Consider the following 21,622-nt stretch of genomic DNA (forward strand, 5'->3'; position numbering starts at 1 on the left):
TGGTCGGCGAGTCGCAGAGATCAGGAGGCGGTCGCGATCGGCGAGGGGTTGAGCCTGGCGAAGCCCTCCTGCCGCTGGTAAGGGAAGTACGGGTAGGGCGCGGTGCGGGCGCTGGCGGTGTCGAGCCGGGCGATCTGTTCGGGTGTGAGTGACCAGCCGACGGCTTCGATGTTCTGCCGCAGTTGCTCCTCGTTGCGGGCGCCGATGATGACGGTGGCCACGGTGGGTCGTTGCAGCAGCCAGTTGACCGCGATCTGCGGCACTGCCCGGCCGGTCTCGCGGGACAGCTCGTCGAGGACGTCCACGATGCGGAAGAGGTGCTCGTCGTCGACCGGCGGGCCGTAGGCGGCGGTGGCGTGCAGCCGGCTCGCGGGCGGTGGCGGGGTGTCGCGGCGGATCTTGCCGGTGAGTCGTCCCCAGCCGAGCGGGCTCCACACGACGGCTCCGACGCCCTGGTCGAGGCCCAGGGGCAGCAGTTCCCATTCGTAGTCCCGGCCGACCAGGGAGTAGTAGACCTGGTGCGCCACGTACCGGCAACGGTGGTCCCGGTCGGCGGCGGAGAGGGACTTCATGAGTTGCCAGCCGGCGAAGTTGGATGCGCCGACGTAGCGGATCTTGCCGGCCCGCACCAGGTCATCCAGTGTCGCTACGACCTCTTCGACGGGCGTTGCGGCGTCGAAGGCGTGGAGCTGGAACAGGTCGATGTAGTCGGTGCCGAGTCGGCGCAGCGCTGCGTCGACCGATCGGATGAGCCGGGCCCGTGAGGTCCCCGCGTCGTTCGGTCCGTCGCCGGTCGGCAGGCCGCTCTTGGTGGAGATCAGGACGGCGTCGCGTCGGCCTCTGATCGCCTGCCCCAGCACCTCCTCGGACGCGCCGTCGGAGTACACGTCCGCGGTGTCGAACATTGTTATCCCGGCGTCCAGGCAGATGTCCACGAGGCGCTTGGCCTCGCGCGCGTCCGTGTTGCCCCAGGCGCCGAAGAGCGGTCCGGAACCGCCGAAGGTGCCGGCGCCGAAGCTCAGCGCGGGCACGGTGAGGCCGGATGCCCCCAGTCGTCGGTACTCCACGATCACACCCCTTTGTTAACGGAACTGCGGTTCCTTTAAGCTGTTGAGTACGATAGCAGCCATCCGCAGTTAAGGGAACTGGAGACCCGTTATGACCGTCGGTGCCATCCGGCCCGGAGGACGGACCGCCCGGGTACGCGCCGCCGTGCTCCGAGCCGCCAGTGACGCGCTCATCGAGCACGGCTTCGACCGTCTCGACCTCGCCGATGTGGCGCGCCGCGCCGAGGTGGGCAAGACGACGGTCTACCGCCGCTGGGGTACGGTCGCCGGCCTCGTCGCCGACCTGCTGGCGGACATGGCGGAGCAGTCCTCGCCCCGGGCCGACACCGGCTCGCTGATCGGGGACCTGCGCGCCAATGCCCGGCTCGTGCAGCGCACCCTGGTCGATCCGCGCCAGGGCGCGCTGTTCCGGGCGGTCATCGTCGCCGCGACCTGCGACCCTCGTGCCGCCGAAGCGCTACATCGCTTCTATGCCGTGCGCATCGCCGAGTGGGCTCCCTGCGTCGAGCAGGCCGTGCAGCGAGCGGAGCTGCCGGCGGGCACGGATGCGGCCGAAGTCATCCGCGCCGTCTCGGCCCCGCTCTACTACCGCCTGCTCGTCAGCGGAGATCCCGTCGACGAGGCCGCGGCGGACCGGGCTGCCGAAGGGGCAGCGGCAGCCGCCCGGGCCGGCGTCTACACGCCAGCCAACGGTCGCGACTGACGACGCACCACATCCTCGCCTGCCGCGCTCATCGCTGGGCCCGAGGTGGCACGAACGGGAAGAGGCCGCCTTCGCCTGAGCTACGCCCGGCGCGACGAGACATCCGCCTACGCTCCGCAGTCGGCCCGGTACCGCGGCTCCGGTGGACGGCGGTCCCCCTCCGCACTGTGGGCGCGCGGTCGGCGCGGTTCCCGGCCAGGCCAGCTCGGCTGCGAGCCGTCCGGTGACACCGATGACGGTTCGTTCGCAGCTTCATGACAGTTGTGTGAAGAAGCCGTGGAAGTGACGGTGAGTGGTTTCGCCGCCCTTCCGGCGGGGGCAACACCCCGCTCGACGACAACTCTCCGGAAGGACGGCTCCAGTGGAAGTCACCGGTTTCTTCACTGCCATCATCATCGGTCTGATCATCGGGGCGTTGGGCCGCCTGGTCGTACCGGGCAAGCAGAACATCCCGATCTGGCTCACGCTACTCATCGGTGTGGTGGCGGCGATCCTCGGCACACTCGTCGCCGGGGCCCTGGGCGTCGACGATACCCGGGGGATCGACTGGATCGAGCTGGCCCTCCAGGTCGTCTTCGCCGCGATCGGCGTCGCCATCGCCGCCGGCGCCTACGGTCGCCGACGTATCCGCTGACCTGCGCGCCCGGCGCCGGCCCACCCTCGCGGCGGGCCGGCGCCGTCCTGTCCGCCGCGCTGCCCGAAGGACCGCGCCGGCGAAGACGGGTGGCGCGCCTAGCTACGACAGTCGCAGCTGGTGCGGCCGTGGGCGGCGCGCCGGTGGGGCGCGGGCCGGCAGGTGGCGCAGTACCGGGCCGACGGGCGGTGCGCCAGCTCCTCGATCGGGATGTCGCGGTCGCACCCCTTGCAGGTGCCGTAGCGGCCCTGTTCCAGGTAGTGCAGCGCCCGGGCGATGTCACCGAGGGCCCGTCGCGTGGCGGCGGTCAACGCGGCGGCGGCCTCGAGATCGGCGCCGTCGGAGCGCACCTGGCGGGCCTGCCGGTCCAGCAGCGCCAACTGGGTGCTGTGCCGCTCGTACTGCTCCTCCAGGACGATCCGGAGCACTCCCAGCTCGTCCTGCCTGTTCACGACGTACACGATCGGTCCTTCTCCCTGCTCGCAACGAAAAGAAAGGGCGGAGCGCTGATGCGCTCCGCCCGCCGTGTGCCGGTCCTGTGGATCTCGACCGGGTGGCGGCGGGCGGCCCTGGCGAGGCGCCCGCCGGGTCGGCGGCGCGACGATCGGCGCGACGGCGCCCCGGCGGGCGCGGACGACCGACGGCACGACGAGGCGACGGGTGATCGCGCCCGCGACGAGGCGGGTCCGCCGCCCGACCGTCGCGGCCGTGCGCGACGGCGCGGAAAGGTCCTGGTGCGCCGCGGTGCGGGGCTGCCGGGAGGGGCCGGGGGCGATCACGGCGTCACCATAGACCGAACGCCCGCGCACCGGCCAGCGTCCGGAGCCTCAGGGCCCCGTCGTGGGTTGCCGGGGCGGCTGCGGCGGCCGTGACCCGTCGCACAGGCACCCGAAACCGACGTGCGCGCGCCAGCCCTGGCGCTCTACGGTTCCACCGTGACCCTCGACATCGTCAGCCTGGCGGACCGCCCCGACCTCGCCCGTTCGCTCGACGAGGACTTCGACGGGGCGTGGCCACCGTTCATGCTGTGGGACCCGATGGGCGCGCTGTACTACGGCGTCGCCCACGACCTGTATCCCGAGTTCGTGTTCGCCGCCGTCGACCCCGCCGATCCCGCACGCGCGGTCGCGCGGGCGTACGCGGTGCCGCTGCGCTGGACGGAACCCGAGCTTCCCGACGGTGGTTGGGACCGGGTGGTCCAGCGGTCCACCCTCAACCGCCTGACCGGCGCCGACACGAACATCGTCTCGGCGTTGGAGATCTGCATCCGGCCCGACCGGCGCGGCACCGGGCTGTCCGCCGTGATGCTCGCCGCGATGCGAGAGGCCGTCGCGAAACTGGGCTACGACACGCTGGTCGCGCCCGTCCGACCGAGCGGCAAGCACACCCGGCCCGAACTGCCGATGACGGAGTACGCGGCACAGGTCCGCGAGGACGGCCTGCCGGTCGACCCCTGGCTGCGGGTGCACGTCCGCGCGGGCGGACGTATCGAACGCGTCGCCACCCGGTCGATGACGATCGCCGGGACCCTCGCCGACTGGCGTCGCTGGACGGGCCTGCCGTTCGACACCAGCGGGCCGGTCCACGTGCCCGGAGCCCTCGTGCCGGTGCACTGCGACGTGGCGCACGACCACGCCGTCTACGTCGAGCCCAACGTCTGGGTCAGTCACCGGCTCTAGGTCGTCGCGCCGCGCTCAGGGCGCGGGCCAGTTGTGCAGCAGGGCGTCGAGGGCGTCCAGGACCCGTGTCCAGGTCTCCTCGGTGTCGGGTGCGCTGTGGCTGAACCCGCCGCCCAACTCCAGGCTGACGTAGCCGTGGAAGACGCTGCCCAGCAGCCGGACCGCGTGCGTCTGGTCCGGCTCCGTCAGGTCGTAGCCGCGCAGCAACGCCCGGGTCATCTGCGCGTGCCTGCCGCCGGCGCTGGCGGCCGCCATCTGCGGGTCGAGCCTGAGCTGGGCCGCGGCGTAGCGGCCGGGATGCTCCCGGGCGTAGTCGCGGTAGACGTTCGCGAGGGCGGTCAGGGCGTCCTTGCCGGCGCGCCCCGCCAGGGCGTCGGCGGCCCGGTCGGCGAGCTCCTCAAGGGCCAGCAGGGCGATCCTGGTCCTCAGGTCCTGGGAGCTCTTCAGGTGCGAGTACAGGCTCGCGACCTTGACGTCGAACCGCCTGGCGATCGCCGAGACGGTCACCTGGTCGAAGCCGACCTCGTCGGCGAGCTCCGCCCCCGCCAGGGTCAGGCGTTCCGTGGTCAGTCCTGCCCGTGCCATGCTCCTCCACCCGCTAGGCATAACCGATTATGCATTTGCCTAATACCTTTAGGCAAATTAGCCTGCTCCGCATGAAGCCGCTGACCGAGCAGGAGATCCGCGCCGCCTTCGTGAACTGCAGCAAGGGCGAGGCGGAGCGCCTGGTCGTCCCGCGCGACCTGGCCGACCGGCCCTGGGCCGACCTGGACTACCTCGGCTGGCGAGATCCCCGGTCCCCCCACCGCGCCTACCTCGTCGCCGAGCTGGACGGCCGGCCGAGAGCCCTCGCGCTGCGCTGCCCCAGCCCCACCCCCGCGCAGCCACGGCGCGGCATGTGCTCGATGTGCCTGACCGCCCCGAGCGGGGGCGTCTCCCTGATGGTCGCGCCCAGGGCGGGCAAGGCCGGGCAGCAGGGCAACACGGTCGGCACCTACGTGTGCAGCGACCTCGCCTGCTCGCTCTACGTGCGGGGCAAGAAGGACGCGGGCGCCGGCGCACGGCTGCAGGAGTCCCTCACCCTGGAGGAGAAGATCCAGCGGACCGTGGCGAACGTCGCCGCGTTCGTCGCCAACGTGACCGCCTGATCCGGTGCGGCGATCCACACTCACAGCGCGGCGGGGGGCGGCCCGGTGTAGCCGCTGTTCCAGCGGAACCGGTTGGGTGGCTGGGCGTACTCCTCGTTGACGTGCGCGAGCCAACCCGCCGTCCGGGCGACCGAGAAGATCACCTCGGCGGCGCCGGGCCCCATGCCGGCCGCGTGCGACAGCACGGCGAGCGCGAAGTCGACGTTGGGCGGGGCGCCCCGCCGCTGCGCCGTGGCCGTCAGGTCGTCCACGGCCCGCCGCAGCTCCCCCTCGATCGGCAGGTCCGCGACGAGGTCGAGCAGGGTCGCGCCACGCGGGTCGCCGGCCGGGTACAGCGGATGCCCGAACCCGGGCAGGTCGCCGGCCCGCAGCCACTCGGCGATCGCGGCCGACGCCCCGTCCCGCCGGGCGGCCTCGATCATCCGGTGGACGCCGCTGCCGATGGCTCCGTGCATCGGCCCGTCCAGCGCCCCGAGGCCCGCCAGCACCGCCGCGTAGGGGTTCGCCCGGGTCGAGGCCGCGACGCGTACCGCGATGGTCGACGCGGCCAGGTCGTGGTCGGCGAGCAGGACGAGCGCGGCGTTGAGCGCCCGGAGACCGGCCGCGGACGGTGGCGTGCCCGTCAGCCGCGACCACAGCCGGGCCGCGAGGCCCTCGTCGGCGGGCGCCCGCCCGGCCAGGGGCAGGGCGTCGACCATGGTGGACAGCAGCGCCGGCGCGAGGGCCGTCACGGTCGCGGGCGCCAGGTCGAAGCGCAGCGGGTCCATCGCGGCCGCGACGGCGACGACCACCGGCAGGCGGTCGAACAGCCGCGCCCGGGCGGGCAGGTGGGCGCTCGCCAGCCTGGCCCTGTCGAGGGTCTCGGCGGACGCCGCGAAGGCGCCCCGGTGCCGTTCCCCCGTCCACAGCCAGTGCGCGACCTCCTCGAACGCGGTCGTCGGCGCGAGCGTGCCGGCGTCCAGCCCCCGGTAGTGCAGCCGCCCGTAGGCGATCAACGTGGTGGCGGTCCGCATCGCGGGGGCCGCGTCGCGGTCCGGCCGGGTCGCCTGCGTCCGGGCGGCCAGCCGCTCGACGTCGGCCAGCCGGAACCGGCTGATCCGCTCGCCGGGAACCTTGACCCGGGGAATCAACCCGCGACTGACGTACGCGTAGATCGTCTCCGGCTTGACGCGCAGGCGAAGCGCCGCCTCGGCGGTCGTCAGCAGCTGTTCCCCGGACATGTGGGCATGGTCTCACATTGACTGAATCAACGTTGACTGTGCCCGTTCGACGACGTGACGCTGCCCGCATGCCTGACACCATCACCGTTCCGCGCGGGCTCGCCGGCGTCGTGGTCACCGACACCACGATCGGCCGCGTCCGCGGCGCCGAGGGCTTCTACCACTACCGGCAGTACTCCGCGATCGACCTGGCCGAGCAGCGCACCCTGGAGGACGTCTGGGCGCTGCTCCTCGACGGTCGCCTGCCCGCCGATCCCACGGCGCTGCGCCGCGAGATCGCGCCGCTGCGCCACATCCCGCCCGCCGTCGCCGCCGCGCTGCCCCACATCGCCGCGGCGTCGACGTCGCCGGACCCGATGGGCGGGCTACGCGCCGCGCTGGCCGTCGCCGGCCTCGCCGCCGGGGCCCGCCCGCTGTACGACACCTCGCCGGCGCAGCGCCGGGCCCAGGCCATGGCGCTCTGCGCGCTCACGCCCAGCCTGCTGGCCGCGCTGTTCCGGCTGCGGGCGGGGCTGGAGCCGGTCGAGTCGCGCGACGACCTGTCGCACGCGGCGAACTACCTGTACATGATCACCGGCGAGGAACCGTCCGCCGCGCACGCCCGCGCGATCGAGCGCTACCTGATCGCGACCGTCGACCACGGCTTCAACGCCTCCACCTTCACCGCCCGCGTCGTCGCTTCCACCGGCGCCGACATCTACGCCTGCGTCGGCGGCGCCCTCGGCGCGCTCTCCGGTCCGCTGCACGGCGGCGCGCCCAGCCGGGCCCTCGACACCCTCGACGCCATCGGCTCCCTGGACCGGGCCGACGCGTGGCTGCGCGAGCGGATCCTGAAGGGCGAGCGGATCATGGGATTCGGGCACCCCGTCTACCGCACCGAGGACCCCCGCTCGCGCCTGCTCAAGGGGATCGCCCGGTCCCTCGGCGGCGATCTGGTGGACTTCGCCGTGGCCGTCGAGGAGCAGGTCCTGTCGCTGCTGGCGGAACTGAAGCCGGGCCGGGAACTGCACACCAACGTGGAGTACTACGCCGGTGTGGTCATGCACCTGTGCGGGCTGCCCAGGGAGATGTTCACGCCGACGTTCGCCACCAGCCGGGTGATCGGATGGTGCGCCAACGTGCTGGAACAGGCCGAGGACTCGAAGATCATCCGGCCGGACTCGCGCTACGTGGGCCCGCACGCGCCCCAACCGCTGCCGACCGAGGCCGCACCGCCCCTGGGCTAGGGGCCGCGTCACGGGTCATTCAGGGCCGGGCGGAGCGCCGCCGTCGGGCTCGCCCTGCGGGCAGGCAAGCCACCGCACCAGTGGCACCAGCGCGACGTCGACGCAGAGGTCGACTGTGAGCCGTTGAGATGCAGCCGGTTCGGGGGTGGGAAGCGGGGTGGCGGTCAGGGCCGGACGACTGGTCCGGGGCGGCGGGGGCACCGGGGCCGTCGAGGGAGCCGCCGGCGCGGCGACACCGCCGGTCGGCACCGGTTCCGGCGTCCTGATCGGCGCGCGTACCCGTATCACGTCGCCCCTGGTGGAAGTCGCCAGCACACCGGCCCCCGACGTCGCCGTGCCCGTCGCCCACGCCGCCGGCTCGCCGGGAGTGGCCGGGGCGGTGGCCTCGACAAGGTTCGGCGGCGCGGCGGCGGCGCCCCGTGCGCCCTCGCCCGCCCGGTACGGCGGGCCGGCCCGCTCCGGCCCGACCGTGCCGGCGGCGGTCAGCGTCACGAACGCCACCGCCACGACGACGGCGGCGAGGGCCCCGCGACGTTCGGCAGGCGGCCCGACCGACGGGGCCTGATGCGGGTGGACCGGCGGCGGTGGTACCGGCTGCGCGCGCCGGTGGGCGGCCAGCAGGGCGTCGAGCTGCTCGGCGACGGCGGCCCGTGCGCCGGTGGCGGCGGCGAAGGCGAGGGTGAGGTAGAAGCGGAAGTTCACGGTCGCGGCGGACGGTACCCGCAGCCCGAGGAGCCGGCCGCCGTCGGTGGCGTGCAGCAGGGTGAGCGGCACCGCGGGATGATGCGCGGGCCCCACGAGGTCGGCGTACCTCCACTCGTGCCGCCGCCCGCGCTCGGAGGAGAAGGCGACGCGGTGGTTGGTCACGACGGCCATCCCCGTGTCGACGGCCCGCACGCCCCTCGGCAGCGCGTCACCGGCGACGCCGGCCGTGGCGACGGTCAACCCCGGGGCGGGCAGCCCGGTGCCGTGCCGCGCGGCCACCTCGACGAGGTCCGCGACCGGTAGCAACCGGTAGACGACCTCGTCGTCGGCGAGGTCCACCGGCAGGCCGGCGCGCGGTTGCGTGCACCCGAGGAACCCGGCCGCCTCGCTCCGCAGCCGGACCAGGTGGTCGTGGTGCCGCCGCCAGGCCGCGGCCTTCGCGTCGTACGCGCGCCGCCGCCGGTGGTTCTCGCGCTCCGCCCACCTGATCTGCCACATGGACTGCGCCGACGCCGGGGCCGCCATGATGGAGTGCGAGGTTGCCGTCACGTCTCGTACAACCACCGACCGCTCTGTGAGGAAACTGGTGCCGGTCGATACTTCCCATTGTTACCGGTAGGGGCGGTTCGGCCTTCGGTTCTGCACTACTGACGGTCCCCCCTGTCACACTTCGCGACCGCAGCGCCCCATCCGATGCGCGCCTCGCCCTCCCAGCCCGGCGCCACCTGAATGTCAACCACCGCGCCGGAGCGCACCACGAGTCCCCACTTGGCGAACAGCCGCGTGGCGGGGTCGGCGTACCCCGATTCCGCCACCTGCATCACAGGCGAACCGGGCACCGCGACGTCCCCCGCGACGATCCGGTAGCCGGCCGGCGGCTCCGGCATGGCGTCGATCGCATGCGCGCACGCCACCTCGCCCGGACCACCGGGCGTCGGGACCGGCGCCCCGCTGCCCGCACCCACCGGAGCCGCAGCCCGCGTCGAGGGCCGGGGACCCCGGGTCGCGTCCCGCGAGGACGTGCACGCCACGAGTGGCAGGAGCACACAGCAAACGACCGCCGCGCGACGCCACGTGTCGTCATACCGCATGGCCCCATCCTGTCAGTCCTCCCCGGCCCGCCGATGGGTCGACGCACGAGGACGGGCACGGCGCGGCCCGCCATCGCCCACCGCCGACCCGCGGGATCCGCACTTCGGAGCCAACGAATCTAGTCACGCCCATCGATGTCTGGTAGAAATCCTGCAAGGTCGGCCTTCTCATCGCAGAAATCCCCCACGCGAACGGGAGAGCCATGTCGTCCACCCGATCCACCCTGCGCCGCCGCCTGCTCACGCTCTTGGTCGCCATCGCCGCCGCGACCGGAGCAACGCTCGGACTCGCCAGTCCGGCCTTCGCCATCAGCCACTCCAGTGCCACCTCGCAGCTGCGCGCCGCCGGCATCTCCTGGACCTCCAGCGGCAACTGCAGCGACCGCTACGTCTCGACCTGCACCTCGTTCGACGGCGTCCGGCAAGCGACCATCGACGGGATCATCACCTTCAAGCGCGCCAGCGGCTGCGCCGTGACGATTACCGCCGGCACCGAGGTCGGACACGCCGGCGGCACCTACAGCCACTGGAACGGCTACAAGCTCGACATCGCGCTGAGCACCTGCATACAGAACTACATCTCGGCCCACTACACCTACGTCGGCTACATCTCCGGCTTCGGCTACCAGTACCGGGCGGCCTCCGGCAACCTCTACACCAAGGAAGGCAGCCACTGGGACATCCTCTTCTACACCTGCGGCTGCTGACGCCGGAAGTGCGTGCCGCCACCGCCAGGTGACGGCACCCCCGCTCACCGAGCGCACCAACGCCGGCCGGGCCTGGCCGGGCCGGCGTTGGCCTGGCGGGAGGTCAGCTGCCGCCTGCCGGGACACGACTCCTCAGGGCAGCAGCGACAGCCGGCGCCGGTGCGCGCTCCTGCGGGCCGCGACGATGATCGCGAGCGCCCCGCCGCCGACCGTCCCGGTCAGGCCGAGGCTGACCGCGCCGAGCTGAGTCAGCGCCCGAGCCTTCACCCCGAAGAGCCAGGGCGGCCCACCGATCGACAGCTCGAGGCCGGGCTGGGCCGGGACCACGTCGCAGCGCACGGCGTACCGGCCGGGTGGCTCGGCTCGGATGACGAGCACGCCTCGCCACTGCCGTCCGCCCGCGCTCCGGACGATCTCGTCCCCGGTCGTCGACACGCTGTGCCACTCCTCAAGTTCCCGAACGTCGAGCGCCGAGGGCTCGCAGGTCACCTCCGGCACTGTCGGGCCGGCCCCGGTGATCCACACCATCCTGTCGGCCTCCTCGCCGGCGGCGAAGCGCACCGGGACCGACCGCCCCGCCGGAACGCCCTGTCCGACGGAGCCGCCCAGCCGTCCCGGCAGGAACGCCAGCCCGGCGCCCGTGACCAGAGCGAGCAGCGGGGTCACCGCCGCGACGGCGTACCACCGGCGGGACGGCCGCAGCGGCCCGGCGTCCACGGACAGGAAGGTCATTGCGACATGATGTCGGAACCCGAGCGTCGCCGCGACGGGCTGTTCGCACACACGAGATTCACGTCCTTGACGGCGTACGCGCGGGCGCACCTTCGCCCGTGCGGTTTGCCGCGCGGGCGCGCGGGTAGACGCCGCCATCCGGCAGAGAGAAAGGCGCCAAGGGTGGAGAACAGCGAGTTCATCGGCTCGGTGGCGAGACGCCTGCGCACGTCGCCCGAGCAGGCGACCGCCATCACGCGCGCCACACTGACGACGCTGGCGGAGCGGATCGACGGGGGCGAGGCGCGCGATCTTTCCGCCCTGCTGCCCGACGAGTTGCGGGCCTACGCGTTCGCGCCCCGGGAGAAGGCCCAGCGCTTCGGGCTCGACGTGTTCGTCCAGCAGGTCGGCGGGCGGGCCGAGGTAGACGGGGCGACGGCGGAGGCCGGCGTACGCGCGGTGTTCGACACCCTCCGCGAGGCCCTCCCACCCGGTGACTACGACGACGTCGTCACCCACCTGCCGGCCGAGTTCTGGGAACTCACGGACTCGGCGGGCCGGTACGACGGCAGGCGCGGCGGATAGCGCCTCGCCGGGCGGCGTGCTCGTGCCACGCTTGACACCGGAACCAGGTGACGTCGGGGTGCTGGGGGCTGCCGACCCTCAGCCAGGCATCCACGGCGCTGTGACATATCGCCCACGCCCCAGGGCCAGCGGATCCGACAGCCGATACCACAGTCGGGCCATGAGCACCGACGAAGGCGTGCGGGCCGGCTCCGTTGCCATGAAGCTGAGCTGTCGGCGGGGCCACGTTCGACCGCGCGCACCCCCGGTCGCGTACGCGTGCGAGCCGTCTACCCCGGCAGCTTCGATCCCTTCACTCCCGGGCACTTGAACGTGGTGGACCGGGCACGCGGCCTCTTCGACGAAGTGGTCGTGCTCGTCGCGGTCAACAGCAGCAAGCATCCGGGCACCGGCGTAGAGGAGCGAGCGGCCGCTGTGCGGGCCGTTCTGCCGGTCGGGTGGACCTCCGTCACCGTTGCGGACTGGAGCGGGTTGACCTCACCTACTGCCGTGACCATGAAGTAGGAGTGATCGTCCGCGGCGTGTGTAACACCACCGACCTTTGGACCGAGTGCCAGCTCGCCGCGATGAACCAGTCGCTGGGTGTCCCCACGGTGTTTCTGCCTGCGCAGCCCGAACTGGCCACGGTGTCCTCGACCGCGCTGCGCACGCTGGGGAGGTTGCCTTCGTCCGCGCAGCCGTAGACCGCCGGACAGTGGCGAACCCCTCGTCGGACCGCCGCCGGATGGTTCGTGAGACTGCCGCGTAGGGTCAGGTGACGGTGGCGCACCGGACTGTGCCCGTCGGCCACGGCGTGGGCCTTCGATCGGGCATGGGGGGCGGAGCATTCGATGGATTCGCATGCGGCCGCCGCCCGGATCGTCGGGGAAGCGGACCTCGTCGGCTTCACCGCCGGCCAGCTTCTGGACGTGACGAAGGCCCTCACGATGATCCTCGCGCTGCCCCAGTCGGCGGCCGACCGCGTCGACGCCCTCGCCGTGGCCACCGGGCAGGGCGAGGAGTGGCGCCTCACCCACGCCATCCGCAGCTGGGAGACGAACTTGGACCTCCGCCATCTCCTGGTGGCGAACGGGAACCCGGCTGAGGAGACCTACGTCGAACCCACGCTCGCTCACCTGCGCAGCCTCGGCCTCCGTCGCCTCGACGGGCTCTGCGTCCAGGCCGGGCCGGCCCCCGACACCGGCCGGCAGGCCGCGTGGATCGCCGAACAGGTCCACGGCCGGCGCATCGCGAGCCTCGCGCTCGCCGTCTCCCCCTACCACCTGCCCCGCGCCTACCTCACGGTCCTCAAGGCACTCGACCGCAGTGGCCTCCGCCTGCCCGTCATACCGGTCCCCGTGGCCGTCTCCCCGGACACTCCCGTCCCGGAGATCGGAGCCACCGCCTACGATCTCCTGCCGGGCGAGGTGAAACGCATCCTCAACTACGCGGACAAGGGCTGGGTCGCCACCCTCGAGGAACTCCAGCAGTACCTGCGGTGGCTGTGGAGCCGCCACGAGTCCCTCCTCGTCGGAGCACCGGACTGAGGCCCCGGCCCGCCGGCGGTCCCCCGGCAGCTCGGGTCGTGCTGCCCTGAGCAGAATCGCTCGCCTTCCGGGCCGTGCCGCCGGAGGCTGGCGGCATGGGAACGGGCTTCAGCGGCGAGGTGGCCACGTACTACGCGAGACACCGGCGCGGGTACCCGCCGGAGGTGATCGACGCCGTCGTCGGGGCATTCGGTCTCGACGACGGCGACACCGTCGTCGACCTCGGCTGCGGCACCGGCCAGCTGAGCCTGCCGCTCGCCGCCCGGGTGGGCGCGGTCGTCGGCGTGGATCCGGAGCCGGACATGCTGGCGTTGGCCCGCCGGGCCGCCCTCGACGCGGGAGCGACCAACGCCGCGTGGCTGCTCGGCGCGGACACCGACCTGCCCGTCCTGGGCCGGCTGCTGGGTGACGGGGCGGTCGGCGCCCTGTCCGTCGCCGTCGCGATCCACTTCATGGACCGCGAGGCGCTGTTCCGGGCCGCCCGGCCGCTGCTGCGCCCCGGCGGCGGGATCGTCGTGATCACCAACGGCGACCCGCTCTGGTCGCAGGACGCCGAGTGGTCCCAGACCCTGCGCGGATGCCTGGAAGGGCTGCTCGGGCATCCCGTCACCGCGACGTGCCAGACCGACGCCGCCGGCCGCCGGCGCAACCGGGACGCCCTCGCCGCCGCCGGCTACCGGGTGGTGGAGTCGTCGGTGGAGTACGCCGCGCTGCTCACCGTGCACGACATGGTCGGCGGCGTCTTCTCCGCGATGTCACCCCACCTGTTGCCCCCGCCACCGGAGCGGGCTGCGTTCACCGCCGAGGTCCGCGACGCCCTCGGCGGGCGGGAGGCGGTCACCGAGCGGGTCCACGTCTCGCTCCAGTTCGGCCTGCCCGGCTGACCGCCGACGCCCGGCCGCCCACGAAGCGCAGGGGCCCCGCCGAGATGGCGGAGCCCCTGCGTCGACGCTACGGTCGGGTGCCGGTCAGCACCAGCCGTTGATCGGGCCGTTCACCCCGCTCGCCAGGTAGGCGTCGGAGATCCAGGTGCCGTCGCTCAGCCGGTTCCACAGCGCGGTGGTGCCGTACCGCCCGGTGTGGGAGGTGCCGTTGGCGGAGCAGGAGACGGTGACCGTGGCGCCGTCGCCGACCGATCCGCGCACGGCGTAGCCGGTGCCGGGCCCGGACCGCTTGTTCACCGAGCCCCCACCGTTGGCATCGACCACCGCCTGGTTGAAGCCCAGCGCCCCGTAGTTGTAGAGGCCGGCACCGGCGCCGGCCCAGGCCGAGCCGTGCCGCGCGCCGCCCTGGTAGGGGCCGGCGCCGTTGACGAACTCCCACTTGCCGAGGCCGTGCCCACCGATGGAGACGTAGGCGCTGTTCTGCCGCAGCCCGAAGTGGACGTGCCGGCCGGAGGCCGCCCCGCCGCAGGTGACGTCGGTGCCCGTGTAGCCGAGGTACGCGCCCTGGCCGACGGCGGCGCCGTTGACCGAGATGCTGCTCCACAGGTGGTAGTAGTCGGTGGAGTAGCCCCGGTCGTGGATCACCCGGATCCACCCCGTGCACATCGTGTACGCCGTGCCGGCCCGCGCCGCGCGGACCACCTGGTCACCGCCGGCCAGGTCGATCGAGCTGTACGGCGTCTCGGAGCCGCCCCAGCCGTGTGGGCCGCCGGTCAGCGTCCAGGTCTGGCCGACCGCGAAGGGCAGGGCCATCCCGGTCCGGTAGTCGCCGCCCGCCTGCATGGTGCTCGGGCCGCTCGGGTTGCTCGGGGCGCTCGTGAAGACCGCCTTCTCCTGCTTGTTCACCAGGGGCGACTCGGCGGCCAGCTCGCTGAACCCGGCCTCACCGTCGAAGTTCACCCGCCACGTGCCGGCCTCGGCACGGGCGATGAAGATCGCGCCGGTCGGGTGGACGTCCTTCTCGTGGCCGGTGACGGCCACGGCCGTGCCGAAGGCCCACTTGCCGTTCTTGCGGGTGACGGTCACGCGGGTCTCGGAGCTCTCGGCGTGCTCCGCCTCGGAGCTGTCGGCGTGTTCCGCCGCCGCGGCCTGGACCTGCCCGCGAAGCTTGGCGGTCACGGCGTCCTCGACGCTCACCTGCACCGGGTCCGGTGTGGGCGCGGCGGCGTGCGCGGCGGTGCCCGCGACCAGGAGTTCCGTCGCCAGCAGCGCTGTGGCGATGCCGGTCCACCGTCTGATGTGCACCATTGACGACCTCTTTCAATCGAAGGACATCGCTAAGTGGTGCTGACGATAGACAGAACGACGAATATTGTCTACATGTTGACCCGTCGGCAATGAAGATATGTTTCGCAGTCGGCGACCCGGCCGACACGCGCGGTCACGGCCGGGCGGTGGCGGGGCCTACGGGCTGGTCGCGGAGGCCGTCCCGGGGACGAGGGTGGCCTGGCTGCGGTGCGCGACCGGGATGATCAGCGCCGACGCGACCAGCACGGCGACCGCGATGCCGAGCCAGCCCCAGAAGCCGAAGGCGATGACCAGGCCGGACAGCGCGGCCGGGCCGATGATGTTCTGCGTGATCACGTGCAGGTCGAACGCGCCCAGGTACTCGCCCTGCGCGTGCCCGGGGGCGAGGCCGAACGCGAGGCCCCAGCCCGAGGCGGCCTGCATCACCTCGGCCACCGACAGGATCAGCACCGCGGCGACGATCGCGACGGACACCAGCACGACGTTGTCGTCGAGGGCGCTCACCGCGATGACGGCGCAGCCACCGGCCAGCCAGTAGCCGGAGCGGCGGGCGAGCCTGCCGGCGCCCTCCACGGTGTCCGCGCCACGGCTGGCCCGCACCTGGAAGAGGATGACGAACACCGTGTTGAAGATGAGCAGCAGCGGGATCAGGAAGTGCGGCAGCGAGGTGCGGTTGAGCGCCCACAGCGGCATCGTGATCAGGATGACGGTGACGTGGGAGGCGAGCACCGTCGAGACGCCGATGACGGAGAGGAAGCGGGGGTCGCGTACGGCGGCGAAGCGCTTGAAGCCCACCGGACGGGACGCGACGGCGCGTCGGGCAGGCGGGTGACCAGCAGCGCGGCGCCGGCCATCAGCAGGGCGGTGGTGAGCGGGATCAGCACGAGCAGCCGCTGGTCGGGCGCGGCGACGGCGGCCACCCCGATGCCGATGCTGAAACCGATGTTGAACACCGACCGCATCATGGCCTTGAGCTTGACCCGCTCCTCGGCGGGCACGAGGTTGCCGACGAGAGCGCCGTTGGTCGGGCCGGTGCCGTACTCGATGAAGCCGACGGTGACCACCAGGGCGAAGAAGTGGATCGCGTTGTCCACCAGCGCGTAGAGCCCGAAGCCCACCGCCAGCGCGGCGAACAGCATGATGAGCAACCTGCGCGGCCCCACCCGGTCGGCGATGACGCCGAACAGGACCGACGAGATGAAGGCGGACAGGCCCGCCGCCGACAGACCCAGGCCGACCTGCTTGGGATCGAGCCCGACGCGAAGTGTGAAGTAGACGACGCTGCCGCTGAGGAAGACTCCCTTGCCGATCGATTCGGCCAGCCGGATCGCGATCAGTTTCCTGCGCAGCGGATCGGCCGGCACCAAACGGGACGAATAATCAATCAATCGAGACAAGGGCATATTTGCACATCCTGATGTGATGGAACGGTCGCGTCAATCCTCGCGGCGACGACGCCGGGCGGGACAGGGCGTTCGGCGGAGCGCGGGCGGGACGACTTCCCCGGACCACCAGGGAAACTTCCCGCGGACGCCCGGAACGTGGTGCGCTAGCCGCCGGCCTGGGGCGGGACGCTCCCCGGGCCGCGCGACGAGGGCCGCAGGCGCCTCGTCCCGGCATTCCCGTTCTGTCGTGGCCTGTTCCATTCAAGCCGAGAATCGCCTTCGACGCTTTTAATTAATTGGTCGCAGAGAATGCGTCAGATGACTTACATCACTGTCGTCATGCCCACGTTCATGTGTTGTTCTGTTGCCCGTCAGAAGACGTTCACGCCGATCGGAGGTCGGCGCTTCCGCGACGCCTCCAGAACAGGGAGGCGTCGCGGAGCCAGTTAGGGCGGGTGAGGTGTGGTAATGGTCAGCGTTGGCTCGACCTCGGAACCGGCTCATACGATGAGGCGCGATCCGGGAGATGTCGCCGACGGCACAAAACGTCGCGCCGTGACAGTTGTGCTGGCCGACGCCCAGCCGGTGGTGCGCAGGGGCCTGCACGCCCTGCTGTCCCCCTCGACTGAGGTCACCGTGGTCGCCGAGGCGGGCACCACGCGGGAGGCGATGAGATCGGCGGCGTCGCTGCGCCCCGACGTGCTCGTGCTCGACATCGAGCTGCCGGGCTTCCAGGTGGGCGTGACGCTGCAGGAGATCGCCCGGATGTCACCCACGACCGCGGTGCTGGTCTTCACCGCGCGGTCGAGGACGAGGGGGCGGTCTTCGCGGCTATGCGTGCGGGCGCACGGGGCTACGTGCTCAAGAGCTGCCCGGGCGACGGCATCGTCCGGACGATCAGGGGCCTGGCCACGGGCGAGGTGATCCTCGGCCCCCGCGTGGCCGATCAGATCGTCCGGCAGCTCGGCCGGGAACCACGCAACCAGCAGCTCTTCCCGGAGCTGACGACGCGCGAGCGGCAGGTGCTCCAGCTGATCGCGTCGGGCCTGCGCAACGGGGCGATCGCCACTCAGCTGAACCTCTCGCCGAAGACGGTCAGCAACCACATCTCGACGATCTTCAGCAAGCTCAACGTGTCGGACCGGTACGAGGCGATCGAGGTCGCCCGCAAGGCCAGGCTGGAGCGCGTGGGGCCGTACGGGCCGGATCCCGACCCGATGCGCGGCGGCAGTCCCCCGCTGACCCATGGGCACGGCGCCACACCCATGCCGGAGCGGGCGGCTGCGCCGCGTACGCCGGCGCGCAATCGACGGAAAGGTGAACGGGATGGCCCTGGATCTGGAAGCGATCGCGAACCGGCTGGAGCCGCGGTTCGGCAAGGCGGCGCACCGCTGGGTCGGCACGCTGACCCAGCGGCTGGACGAACTCGTCGCGCAGTGGGAGCTCGACCTCGGCGACCCGCTCAAGTCCGGCAACTCCTCCGTGGTGTTCCGGTGCCGCCAGGCCGGTGGCGAGGCGGTGCTCAAGCTGTCGCCCGACAGCTACGCCGTGCGGGAAGAGGTCGACATGCTGCGCCAGTTCGCGCCCAGCGGACGGGTGCCGGCGGTGCTCGCGGCGGCCGAGGGCGCGGTGCTGCTCGAGTCGATCCACCCGGGCCCCCTGGTGGAGAAGATGCCGCAGCCGCCGTCGCCGCAGGAGTACGCCGGGTTCCTCACCGACCTGCACGGCGCCGGGGATCCGGCCGCCGCGCCGCGGAGGCTGGAGGACTGGATCGACGTGCTGTTCAACTCGGCGGTGCGGCGGAGCGCCGACCTCGCCGAGTCGAAGCGGCTGCGCGACGACCTCTTCGCCGCGCCCACCGACACCGTGCTGCTGCACGGCGACCTGCACCTCGGCAACGTGCTCAGCGGCGGCGCGAAGGGCCTGGTGGCCATCGACCCGATGGCCTGCGCCGGCGACCCGTGCTTCGACGCGGTCGACTACGTGCTGGAGGGCCTGGACCGCGCGGAGATGCTGCGCCGGCGTGACGAGCTGGCCGCGGCGGCCGGCATCGACGTGGAGCGGCTCGACATGTGGTGCCGGGTGACCGCCCCGATCGGGGCGACGTACGTCAGCAACCCCGGGCACTCCGCGGAGCTGGCCGCCTTCGGGCGCGGCGGGTACTAGAGGCTGGCCGATACCGTTCGCGCGGCCTGAGCGACGGCCTATGGACCTGTCGCTGCTCGCAGCATGCGTAGCTGGTGGTCAAGCGAACGGCTTGCCGACATGCGGCAGCACTGCTGCCATGATCGGCGGGCCCAGCCCCGATCCCGCCAGAACCTGCGCCCCGATGCGGTGCGCAGGACAAGCCCCGACTTCCGCACCTGGACAAGGCGTGTCGCGGCCGGCGCTCCGGATGGCATCCGGGGTGCCGGCCGCGGGATCACGCGAGGTCAGAGCTTGGCGCACTGCCCCTGCATGGGGCCGGTCACCTCGTTCGGCTGACCGTCGTCCTGCGGTGCCGGTTCGTTGCCGGTGCAGCGCAGGGGGCCCTTGATCACGTTGCCCGCCAGTATCGACGGCCCTCGTCCGTCGACCACCGTCACCGGCCCCGCCACCGACGAGTCGACCAGCCTGAGGTCACCGGTGGTGCCACTGGCGGAGAGCGGCCCGACAATCGAGCTGTCCCGTACGGTCACGCCGGCGGCCCGCTGGGCCACGACCGGTCCCTCGATGGTGCTGTCCCGGACCACCAGCGCCGCCCCGTTGCCCACCGAAACCTGCCCGGACACCGTGGCATTCCGCAGGCAGGTGGTCCCCGTCGTGACGTCGAGCGGCCCCGCGTACGTGCCACTGACGATGCGGCCGCACACCGCAGGGAGCGCGAAGTTCCACCGGTACAGGCGGGACACCCGGCCGTAGTAGAGGTTGCCGTCCCCGCCCTTGGTGAGGAAGGCCACCCGGCCGGAGGCCAGCTCGACGGCGTCCCACGTCGCCGGGTTGATCCGCCAGAGGCTGTCGGACACCGACGCGTAGAAGAAGCCGTCGTCGGCGAGGACGAGACCCCGCTCGTGGCCGTACATCGTCGTTTCGTCCGGGAAGAGCCGTTCCGACCTGGTGACCCTGCGGGTCGCCGGATCGAAGGTGAACAGCGTGCCGTCGGACAGTCCCCAGATGATGCCGGCCGGATCGACGACCAGCGCGTTCACGGCCGAGCCGCCGGGCGCGGGAACCACCCGCTCGACCACCTGGCGGGTCTGCGGGTCGAACACGAACAGTTCAGCCTCGGTGGCGGTCGGCTCGATGCCGTACCCACCGTTGATGGAGGTGCCCCCGTAGAGCAGCCCGTCGTGCTCCATCAGGCTGACCACGCTCTGCTGCGGCACGACGTCCCGGTAGGTCTGCACCGCCCCGGTGGACGGCGTCCAGAAGCTCAGGGCGCCACCGAGGCGACCCGCGCGGGGGATGCTGCCGACGGCCACCGTCTCACCCAGGTCGACGAAGGCCTGCGCCCGCTGCTGCTCCTCGCCGAGGACCGCCCGCGGGGCCGGGTTCGACCCGTACGCCCACGGCTTGGTGGTGTCGTAGGAGAGCAGGTTGCCGTCCGGGTAGCGACCGTACAGCAGGTGGTCGCCGCGGATCCCGAAACCCTCCACCTGCCCGGCGCCGGACAACAGGGTCATGGAGTCGTCGGCCGGGTCGAAGCGCGCCATGCCGGGTGGGGACAGGAATCCGCCCATGTAGACCGATCCGTCCGGCCCGGTCCCCATCGCCTGGATCGGGTTGGGGGCACCCTCCAGGTCCTCCTCGCCGATGTACCGCGTCGACCGGGTCTGCGGATTCCACAGGTAGACGCGGCCGTAGTAGTACGTCATCGACAGAGTCAGTCCGGGCCACGCCGGGTCGCCCAGGTCGATCCACTCCCAACTGCCCGGCAGCGCGTTCGGCTTCCATCCGACCGGCGTATAGGTGTGGGTTTGCAGGTCGTACCGGACGATGCCCTCGGCCACCATCCGGAAGTAGACGTACCGGCCCGTCGGATCGATCTCGGACACCATCCGACCGGAGATCGCGGGAACCGTCTTCACGACGACTCCGTCGCTGAGCCGGTAGACGAGCAGGTCACTGGTGTGGTCGAGCCGGATGAACAGGTACCCCCCGGCGAGGGTCATGTCGTAGACGGCTTCCTCGTCCGCGTACCGCGCGGGCAGCATGATCGGCTGTACCTCGCCCGTGGTGCGGTCGAAGCGGGCCAGCTTCGCGTTCGGCTTGGTGCCGAAGTAGACGTACCGGTCGTCGACGGCGAGCGCCTGGCCGTAGGTCTCCCCCGGGACGATCTGGCCGTGATCGCTGAACCGCTTGGTCGCCGGGTTGTAGGAGAAGAGCTTTCCGCTGGGATACGTTCCGCCGTAGACGACACCGTCCGGCGCCGCGGCCATCCGCCAGATCTGCTCGCCCGGGTACGGCACACCCAGCGACGTGACTGAGGGGTCTCCGGGCGACCAGGTGTATACGGCGCCGTTGGTCATGCCGAAGTAGACGGCACGTTGCGGTCTGGCGAAGGTGACCGCCCAGCTACCGGTGCCGGAGGGCAGTCGCTCGCCGAAGACCACCTTCCCCGACCTGATGTCCGTGACCTGGAACATCGCCGCGACCTCGCTGTTGCCAGCGGTCACCCAGTATGCCTGTGGGCGCCCCTGCTGGTCGACGCCCTGCGCCTGGTACTGCGAGAGCACCCGCGAGTTGATGGCGTGACCCAGGTCCTGTTCTGCGCCGACGATCGGGGCGGGAGCCGGCGGCGGGGCGGCGTTCGCCGCGCCGTTGGCGGTGGCGACGAGGAAGCCGGCGAGCAGTCCGCCGGCGGTGAGCAGGGCGGCGGACCGCAGCCTTGTCCGTTTCATCGGTCTCCTTCACTGATCGATGGGGTGCGGCTCGAAGCGTTGCGGTCCGGTCCGTAATCCATCCGGAGCCGGCGCGGATCAAGAACCTCGACCAGCGGCGCCGACGCGACAACTCACCGGACGCGGACGCAGCGTAGCGGTGGGCGGCGAGCATCGATCCCGG

24 protein-coding genes and 1 pseudogene are annotated in these 21,622 nt (G+C 72.1%); 14 read left to right on the forward strand and 11 right to left on the reverse strand.

The window, feature by feature from the left end:
* Positions 1–20: 20 nt before the first annotated feature.
* On the reverse strand, positions 21–1,067 hold the full coding sequence (locus tag ACLQ22_RS17650) for an aldo/keto reductase (protein WP_425693261.1): 1,047 nt from the start codon (positions 1,065–1,067) through the stop codon (positions 21–23).
* A gap of 145 nt (positions 1,068–1,212) precedes the next feature.
* Here ACLQ22_RS17650 and ACLQ22_RS17655 point away from each other — a divergent pair, with 145 nt between their 5' ends.
* Positions 1,213–1,770 (forward strand): TetR/AcrR family transcriptional regulator, encoded by a 558-nt coding sequence (locus ACLQ22_RS17655; protein ID WP_425693262.1) that lies wholly within the window; start codon positions 1,213–1,215, stop codon positions 1,768–1,770.
* Between the two features lie 361 nt (positions 1,771–2,131).
* Positions 2,132–2,404: a GlsB/YeaQ/YmgE family stress response membrane protein gene (locus tag ACLQ22_RS17660; RefSeq protein WP_121398573.1), complete on the forward strand. Its 273-nt coding sequence runs from the start codon at positions 2,132–2,134 to the stop codon at positions 2,402–2,404.
* A gap of 98 nt (positions 2,405–2,502) precedes the next feature.
* Here ACLQ22_RS17660 and ACLQ22_RS17665 read toward each other — a convergent pair whose 3' ends face one another.
* On the reverse strand, positions 2,503–2,856 hold the full coding sequence (locus ACLQ22_RS17665; RefSeq protein WP_425693263.1) for a hypothetical protein: 354 nt from the start codon (positions 2,854–2,856) through the stop codon (positions 2,503–2,505).
* Between the two features lie 483 nt (positions 2,857–3,339).
* Between ACLQ22_RS17665 and ACLQ22_RS17670 the strand changes: the two genes are divergently transcribed.
* Positions 3,340–4,083, forward strand: a complete 744-nt coding sequence (locus ACLQ22_RS17670; protein WP_425693264.1) for an N-acetyltransferase — start codon at positions 3,340–3,342, stop codon at positions 4,081–4,083.
* A gap of 15 nt (positions 4,084–4,098) precedes the next feature.
* Here the strand turns inward: ACLQ22_RS17670 and ACLQ22_RS17675 are convergent, their stop codons facing one another.
* Positions 4,099–4,668, reverse strand: coding sequence for a TetR/AcrR family transcriptional regulator (locus ACLQ22_RS17675; RefSeq protein ID WP_425693265.1), 570 nt, complete (start codon positions 4,666–4,668; stop codon positions 4,099–4,101).
* A 71-nt stretch (positions 4,669–4,739) separates the two neighbouring features.
* On the opposite strand from ACLQ22_RS17675, the gene ACLQ22_RS17680 reads away from it, so the two are divergent.
* Entirely contained in the window at positions 4,740–5,231 is a 492-nt protein-coding gene (locus ACLQ22_RS17680) for an FBP domain-containing protein (RefSeq protein ID WP_425693266.1), read from the forward strand.
* Positions 5,232–5,251: 20 nt separating this feature from the next.
* Here the strand turns inward: ACLQ22_RS17680 and ACLQ22_RS17685 are convergent, their stop codons facing one another.
* On the reverse strand, positions 5,252–6,451 hold the full coding sequence (locus ACLQ22_RS17685; protein WP_425693267.1) for a citrate synthase: 1,200 nt from the start codon (positions 6,449–6,451) through the stop codon (positions 5,252–5,254).
* Between the two features lie 68 nt (positions 6,452–6,519).
* Here ACLQ22_RS17685 and ACLQ22_RS17690 point away from each other — a divergent pair, with 68 nt between their 5' ends.
* Positions 6,520–7,677: a citrate synthase gene (locus ACLQ22_RS17690; protein ID WP_425693268.1), complete on the forward strand. Its 1,158-nt coding sequence runs from the start codon at positions 6,520–6,522 to the stop codon at positions 7,675–7,677.
* A gap of 15 nt (positions 7,678–7,692) precedes the next feature.
* Here ACLQ22_RS17690 and ACLQ22_RS17695 read toward each other — a convergent pair whose 3' ends face one another.
* Both ACLQ22_RS17695 and ACLQ22_RS17700 read right to left on the reverse strand, forming a co-directional pair.
* Complete coding sequence (locus ACLQ22_RS17695) at positions 7,693–8,931, reverse strand: hypothetical protein (protein ID WP_425693269.1); 1,239 nt, start codon at positions 8,929–8,931, stop codon at positions 7,693–7,695.
* A gap of 95 nt (positions 8,932–9,026) precedes the next feature.
* Positions 9,027–9,269 (reverse strand): hypothetical protein, encoded by a 243-nt coding sequence (locus tag ACLQ22_RS17700; RefSeq protein WP_425693270.1) that lies wholly within the window; start codon positions 9,267–9,269, stop codon positions 9,027–9,029.
* Between the two features lie 407 nt (positions 9,270–9,676).
* Here ACLQ22_RS17700 and ACLQ22_RS17705 point away from each other — a divergent pair, with 407 nt between their 5' ends.
* On the forward strand, positions 9,677–10,180 hold the full coding sequence (locus tag ACLQ22_RS17705; RefSeq protein WP_425693271.1) for a hypothetical protein: 504 nt from the start codon (positions 9,677–9,679) through the stop codon (positions 10,178–10,180).
* A gap of 132 nt (positions 10,181–10,312) precedes the next feature.
* Here ACLQ22_RS17705 and ACLQ22_RS17710 read toward each other — a convergent pair whose 3' ends face one another.
* On the reverse strand, positions 10,313–10,912 hold the full coding sequence (locus ACLQ22_RS17710; protein ID WP_425693272.1) for a hypothetical protein: 600 nt from the start codon (positions 10,910–10,912) through the stop codon (positions 10,313–10,315).
* A gap of 162 nt (positions 10,913–11,074) precedes the next feature.
* Here ACLQ22_RS17710 and ACLQ22_RS17715 point away from each other — a divergent pair, with 162 nt between their 5' ends.
* The 5 genes from ACLQ22_RS17715 to ACLQ22_RS17735 all read left to right on the forward strand — a co-directional run bounded on the left by ACLQ22_RS17715 (position 11,075) and on the right by ACLQ22_RS17735 (position 13,886).
* Entirely contained in the window at positions 11,075–11,476 is a 402-nt protein-coding gene (locus ACLQ22_RS17715) for a DUF2267 domain-containing protein (RefSeq protein WP_425693273.1), read from the forward strand.
* Between the two features lie 258 nt (positions 11,477–11,734).
* Positions 11,735–11,980 carry an adenylyltransferase/cytidyltransferase family protein gene (locus ACLQ22_RS17720; RefSeq protein WP_425693274.1) on the forward strand — a complete coding sequence of 82 codons (246 nt, stop codon included), beginning with the start codon at positions 11,735–11,737 and terminating at the stop codon, positions 11,978–11,980.
* Positions 11,981–11,997: 17 nt separating this feature from the next.
* Positions 11,998–12,159 (forward strand): hypothetical protein, encoded by a 162-nt coding sequence (locus ACLQ22_RS17725; RefSeq protein ID WP_425693275.1) that lies wholly within the window; start codon positions 11,998–12,000, stop codon positions 12,157–12,159.
* Positions 12,160–12,306: 147 nt separating this feature from the next.
* Positions 12,307–13,002, forward strand: coding sequence for a hypothetical protein (locus tag ACLQ22_RS17730; RefSeq protein WP_425693276.1), 696 nt, complete (start codon positions 12,307–12,309; stop codon positions 13,000–13,002).
* 95 nt (positions 13,003–13,097) lie between these two features.
* On the forward strand, positions 13,098–13,886 hold the full coding sequence (locus ACLQ22_RS17735) for a class I SAM-dependent methyltransferase (RefSeq protein ID WP_425693277.1): 789 nt from the start codon (positions 13,098–13,100) through the stop codon (positions 13,884–13,886).
* 84 nt (positions 13,887–13,970) lie between these two features.
* On the opposite strand, the gene ACLQ22_RS17740 is transcribed toward ACLQ22_RS17735, so the two are convergent.
* The 3 genes from ACLQ22_RS17740 to ACLQ22_RS17750 all read right to left on the reverse strand — a co-directional run bounded on the left by ACLQ22_RS17740 (position 13,971) and on the right by ACLQ22_RS17750 (position 16,597).
* Entirely contained in the window at positions 13,971–15,194 is a 1,224-nt protein-coding gene (locus ACLQ22_RS17740) for a peptidoglycan DD-metalloendopeptidase family protein (protein ID WP_425693278.1), read from the reverse strand.
* A 156-nt stretch (positions 15,195–15,350) separates the two neighbouring features.
* Complete coding sequence (locus tag ACLQ22_RS17745) at positions 15,351–15,989, reverse strand: hypothetical protein (RefSeq protein WP_425693279.1); 639 nt, start codon at positions 15,987–15,989, stop codon at positions 15,351–15,353.
* Positions 15,893–16,597 carry an MFS transporter gene (locus ACLQ22_RS17750; protein WP_425693280.1) on the reverse strand — a complete coding sequence of 235 codons (705 nt, stop codon included), beginning with the start codon at positions 16,595–16,597 and terminating at the stop codon, positions 15,893–15,895. Before ACLQ22_RS17750 ends, ACLQ22_RS17745 begins: the two co-directional genes overlap by 97 nt.
* A gap of 489 nt (positions 16,598–17,086) precedes the next feature.
* Between ACLQ22_RS17750 and ACLQ22_RS17755 the strand changes: the two genes are divergently transcribed.
* From ACLQ22_RS17755 to ACLQ22_RS17765, 3 genes and pseudogenes are all read left to right on the forward strand, one after another.
* Positions 17,087–17,503: a response regulator gene (locus ACLQ22_RS17755; protein ID WP_425693317.1), complete on the forward strand. Its 417-nt coding sequence runs from the start codon at positions 17,087–17,089 to the stop codon at positions 17,501–17,503.
* Positions 17,413–17,685: pseudogene (locus ACLQ22_RS17760) on the forward strand (LuxR C-terminal-related transcriptional regulator); the annotation flags it as partial. The gene ACLQ22_RS17755 and the pseudogene ACLQ22_RS17760, both read left to right, overlap by 91 nt.
* 220 nt (positions 17,686–17,905) lie before the next feature.
* Positions 17,906–18,745, forward strand: coding sequence for an aminoglycoside phosphotransferase family protein (locus ACLQ22_RS17765; protein ID WP_425693281.1), 840 nt, complete (start codon positions 17,906–17,908; stop codon positions 18,743–18,745).
* Positions 18,746–19,011: 266 nt separating this feature from the next.
* Here the strand turns inward: ACLQ22_RS17765 and ACLQ22_RS17770 are convergent, their stop codons facing one another.
* The gene (locus ACLQ22_RS17770; RefSeq protein WP_425693282.1) at positions 19,012–21,459 is read right to left on the reverse strand and encodes a hypothetical protein; all 2,448 of its coding nucleotides are present in this window, start codon (positions 21,457–21,459) and stop codon (positions 19,012–19,014) included.
* Positions 21,460–21,622 lie beyond the last annotated feature (163 nt).

It is taken from the genome of Micromonospora sp. DT178 (assembly GCF_049841695.1).
Taxonomy (GTDB): Bacteria; Actinomycetota; Actinomycetes; order Mycobacteriales; family Micromonosporaceae; genus Micromonospora.

Bases quoted from the DNA above. Each gene is read 5' to 3' on its own strand.
- ACLQ22_RS17675 (WP_425693265.1), bottom strand. From the start codon at position 4,668: ATGGCACGGGCAGGACTGACCACGGAACGCCTGACCCTGGCGGGGGCG.
- ACLQ22_RS17680 (WP_425693266.1), top strand. From the start codon at position 4,740: ATGAAGCCGCTGACCGAGCAGGAGATCCGCGCCGCCTTCGTGAACTGC.
- ACLQ22_RS17685 (WP_425693267.1), bottom strand. From the start codon at position 6,451: ATGTCCGGGGAACAGCTGCTGACGACCGCCGAGGCGGCGCTTCGCCTG.
- ACLQ22_RS17690 (WP_425693268.1), top strand. From the start codon at position 6,520: ATGCCTGACACCATCACCGTTCCGCGCGGGCTCGCCGGCGTCGTGGTC.
- ACLQ22_RS17700 (WP_425693270.1), bottom strand. From the start codon at position 9,269: ATGCCGGAGCCGCCGGCCGGCTACCGGATCGTCGCGGGGGACGTCGCG.
- ACLQ22_RS17705 (WP_425693271.1), top strand. From the start codon at position 9,677: ATGTCGTCCACCCGATCCACCCTGCGCCGCCGCCTGCTCACGCTCTTG.
- ACLQ22_RS17710 (WP_425693272.1), bottom strand. From the start codon at position 10,912: ATGACCTTCCTGTCCGTGGACGCCGGGCCGCTGCGGCCGTCCCGCCGG.
- ACLQ22_RS17730 (WP_425693276.1), top strand. From the start codon at position 12,307: ATGGATTCGCATGCGGCCGCCGCCCGGATCGTCGGGGAAGCGGACCTC.
- ACLQ22_RS17735 (WP_425693277.1), top strand. From the start codon at position 13,098: ATGGGAACGGGCTTCAGCGGCGAGGTGGCCACGTACTACGCGAGACAC.
- ACLQ22_RS17740 (WP_425693278.1), bottom strand. From the start codon at position 15,194: ATGGTGCACATCAGACGGTGGACCGGCATCGCCACAGCGCTGCTGGCG.
- ACLQ22_RS17750 (WP_425693280.1), bottom strand. From the start codon at position 16,597: ATGCCCTTGTCTCGATTGATTGATTATTCGTCCCGTTTGGTGCCGGCC.
- ACLQ22_RS17755 (WP_425693317.1), top strand. From the start codon at position 17,087: ATGAGGCGCGATCCGGGAGATGTCGCCGACGGCACAAAACGTCGCGCC.
- ACLQ22_RS17765 (WP_425693281.1), top strand. From the start codon at position 17,906: ATGGCCCTGGATCTGGAAGCGATCGCGAACCGGCTGGAGCCGCGGTTC.
- ACLQ22_RS17770 (WP_425693282.1), bottom strand. From the start codon at position 21,459: ATGAAACGGACAAGGCTGCGGTCCGCCGCCCTGCTCACCGCCGGCGGA.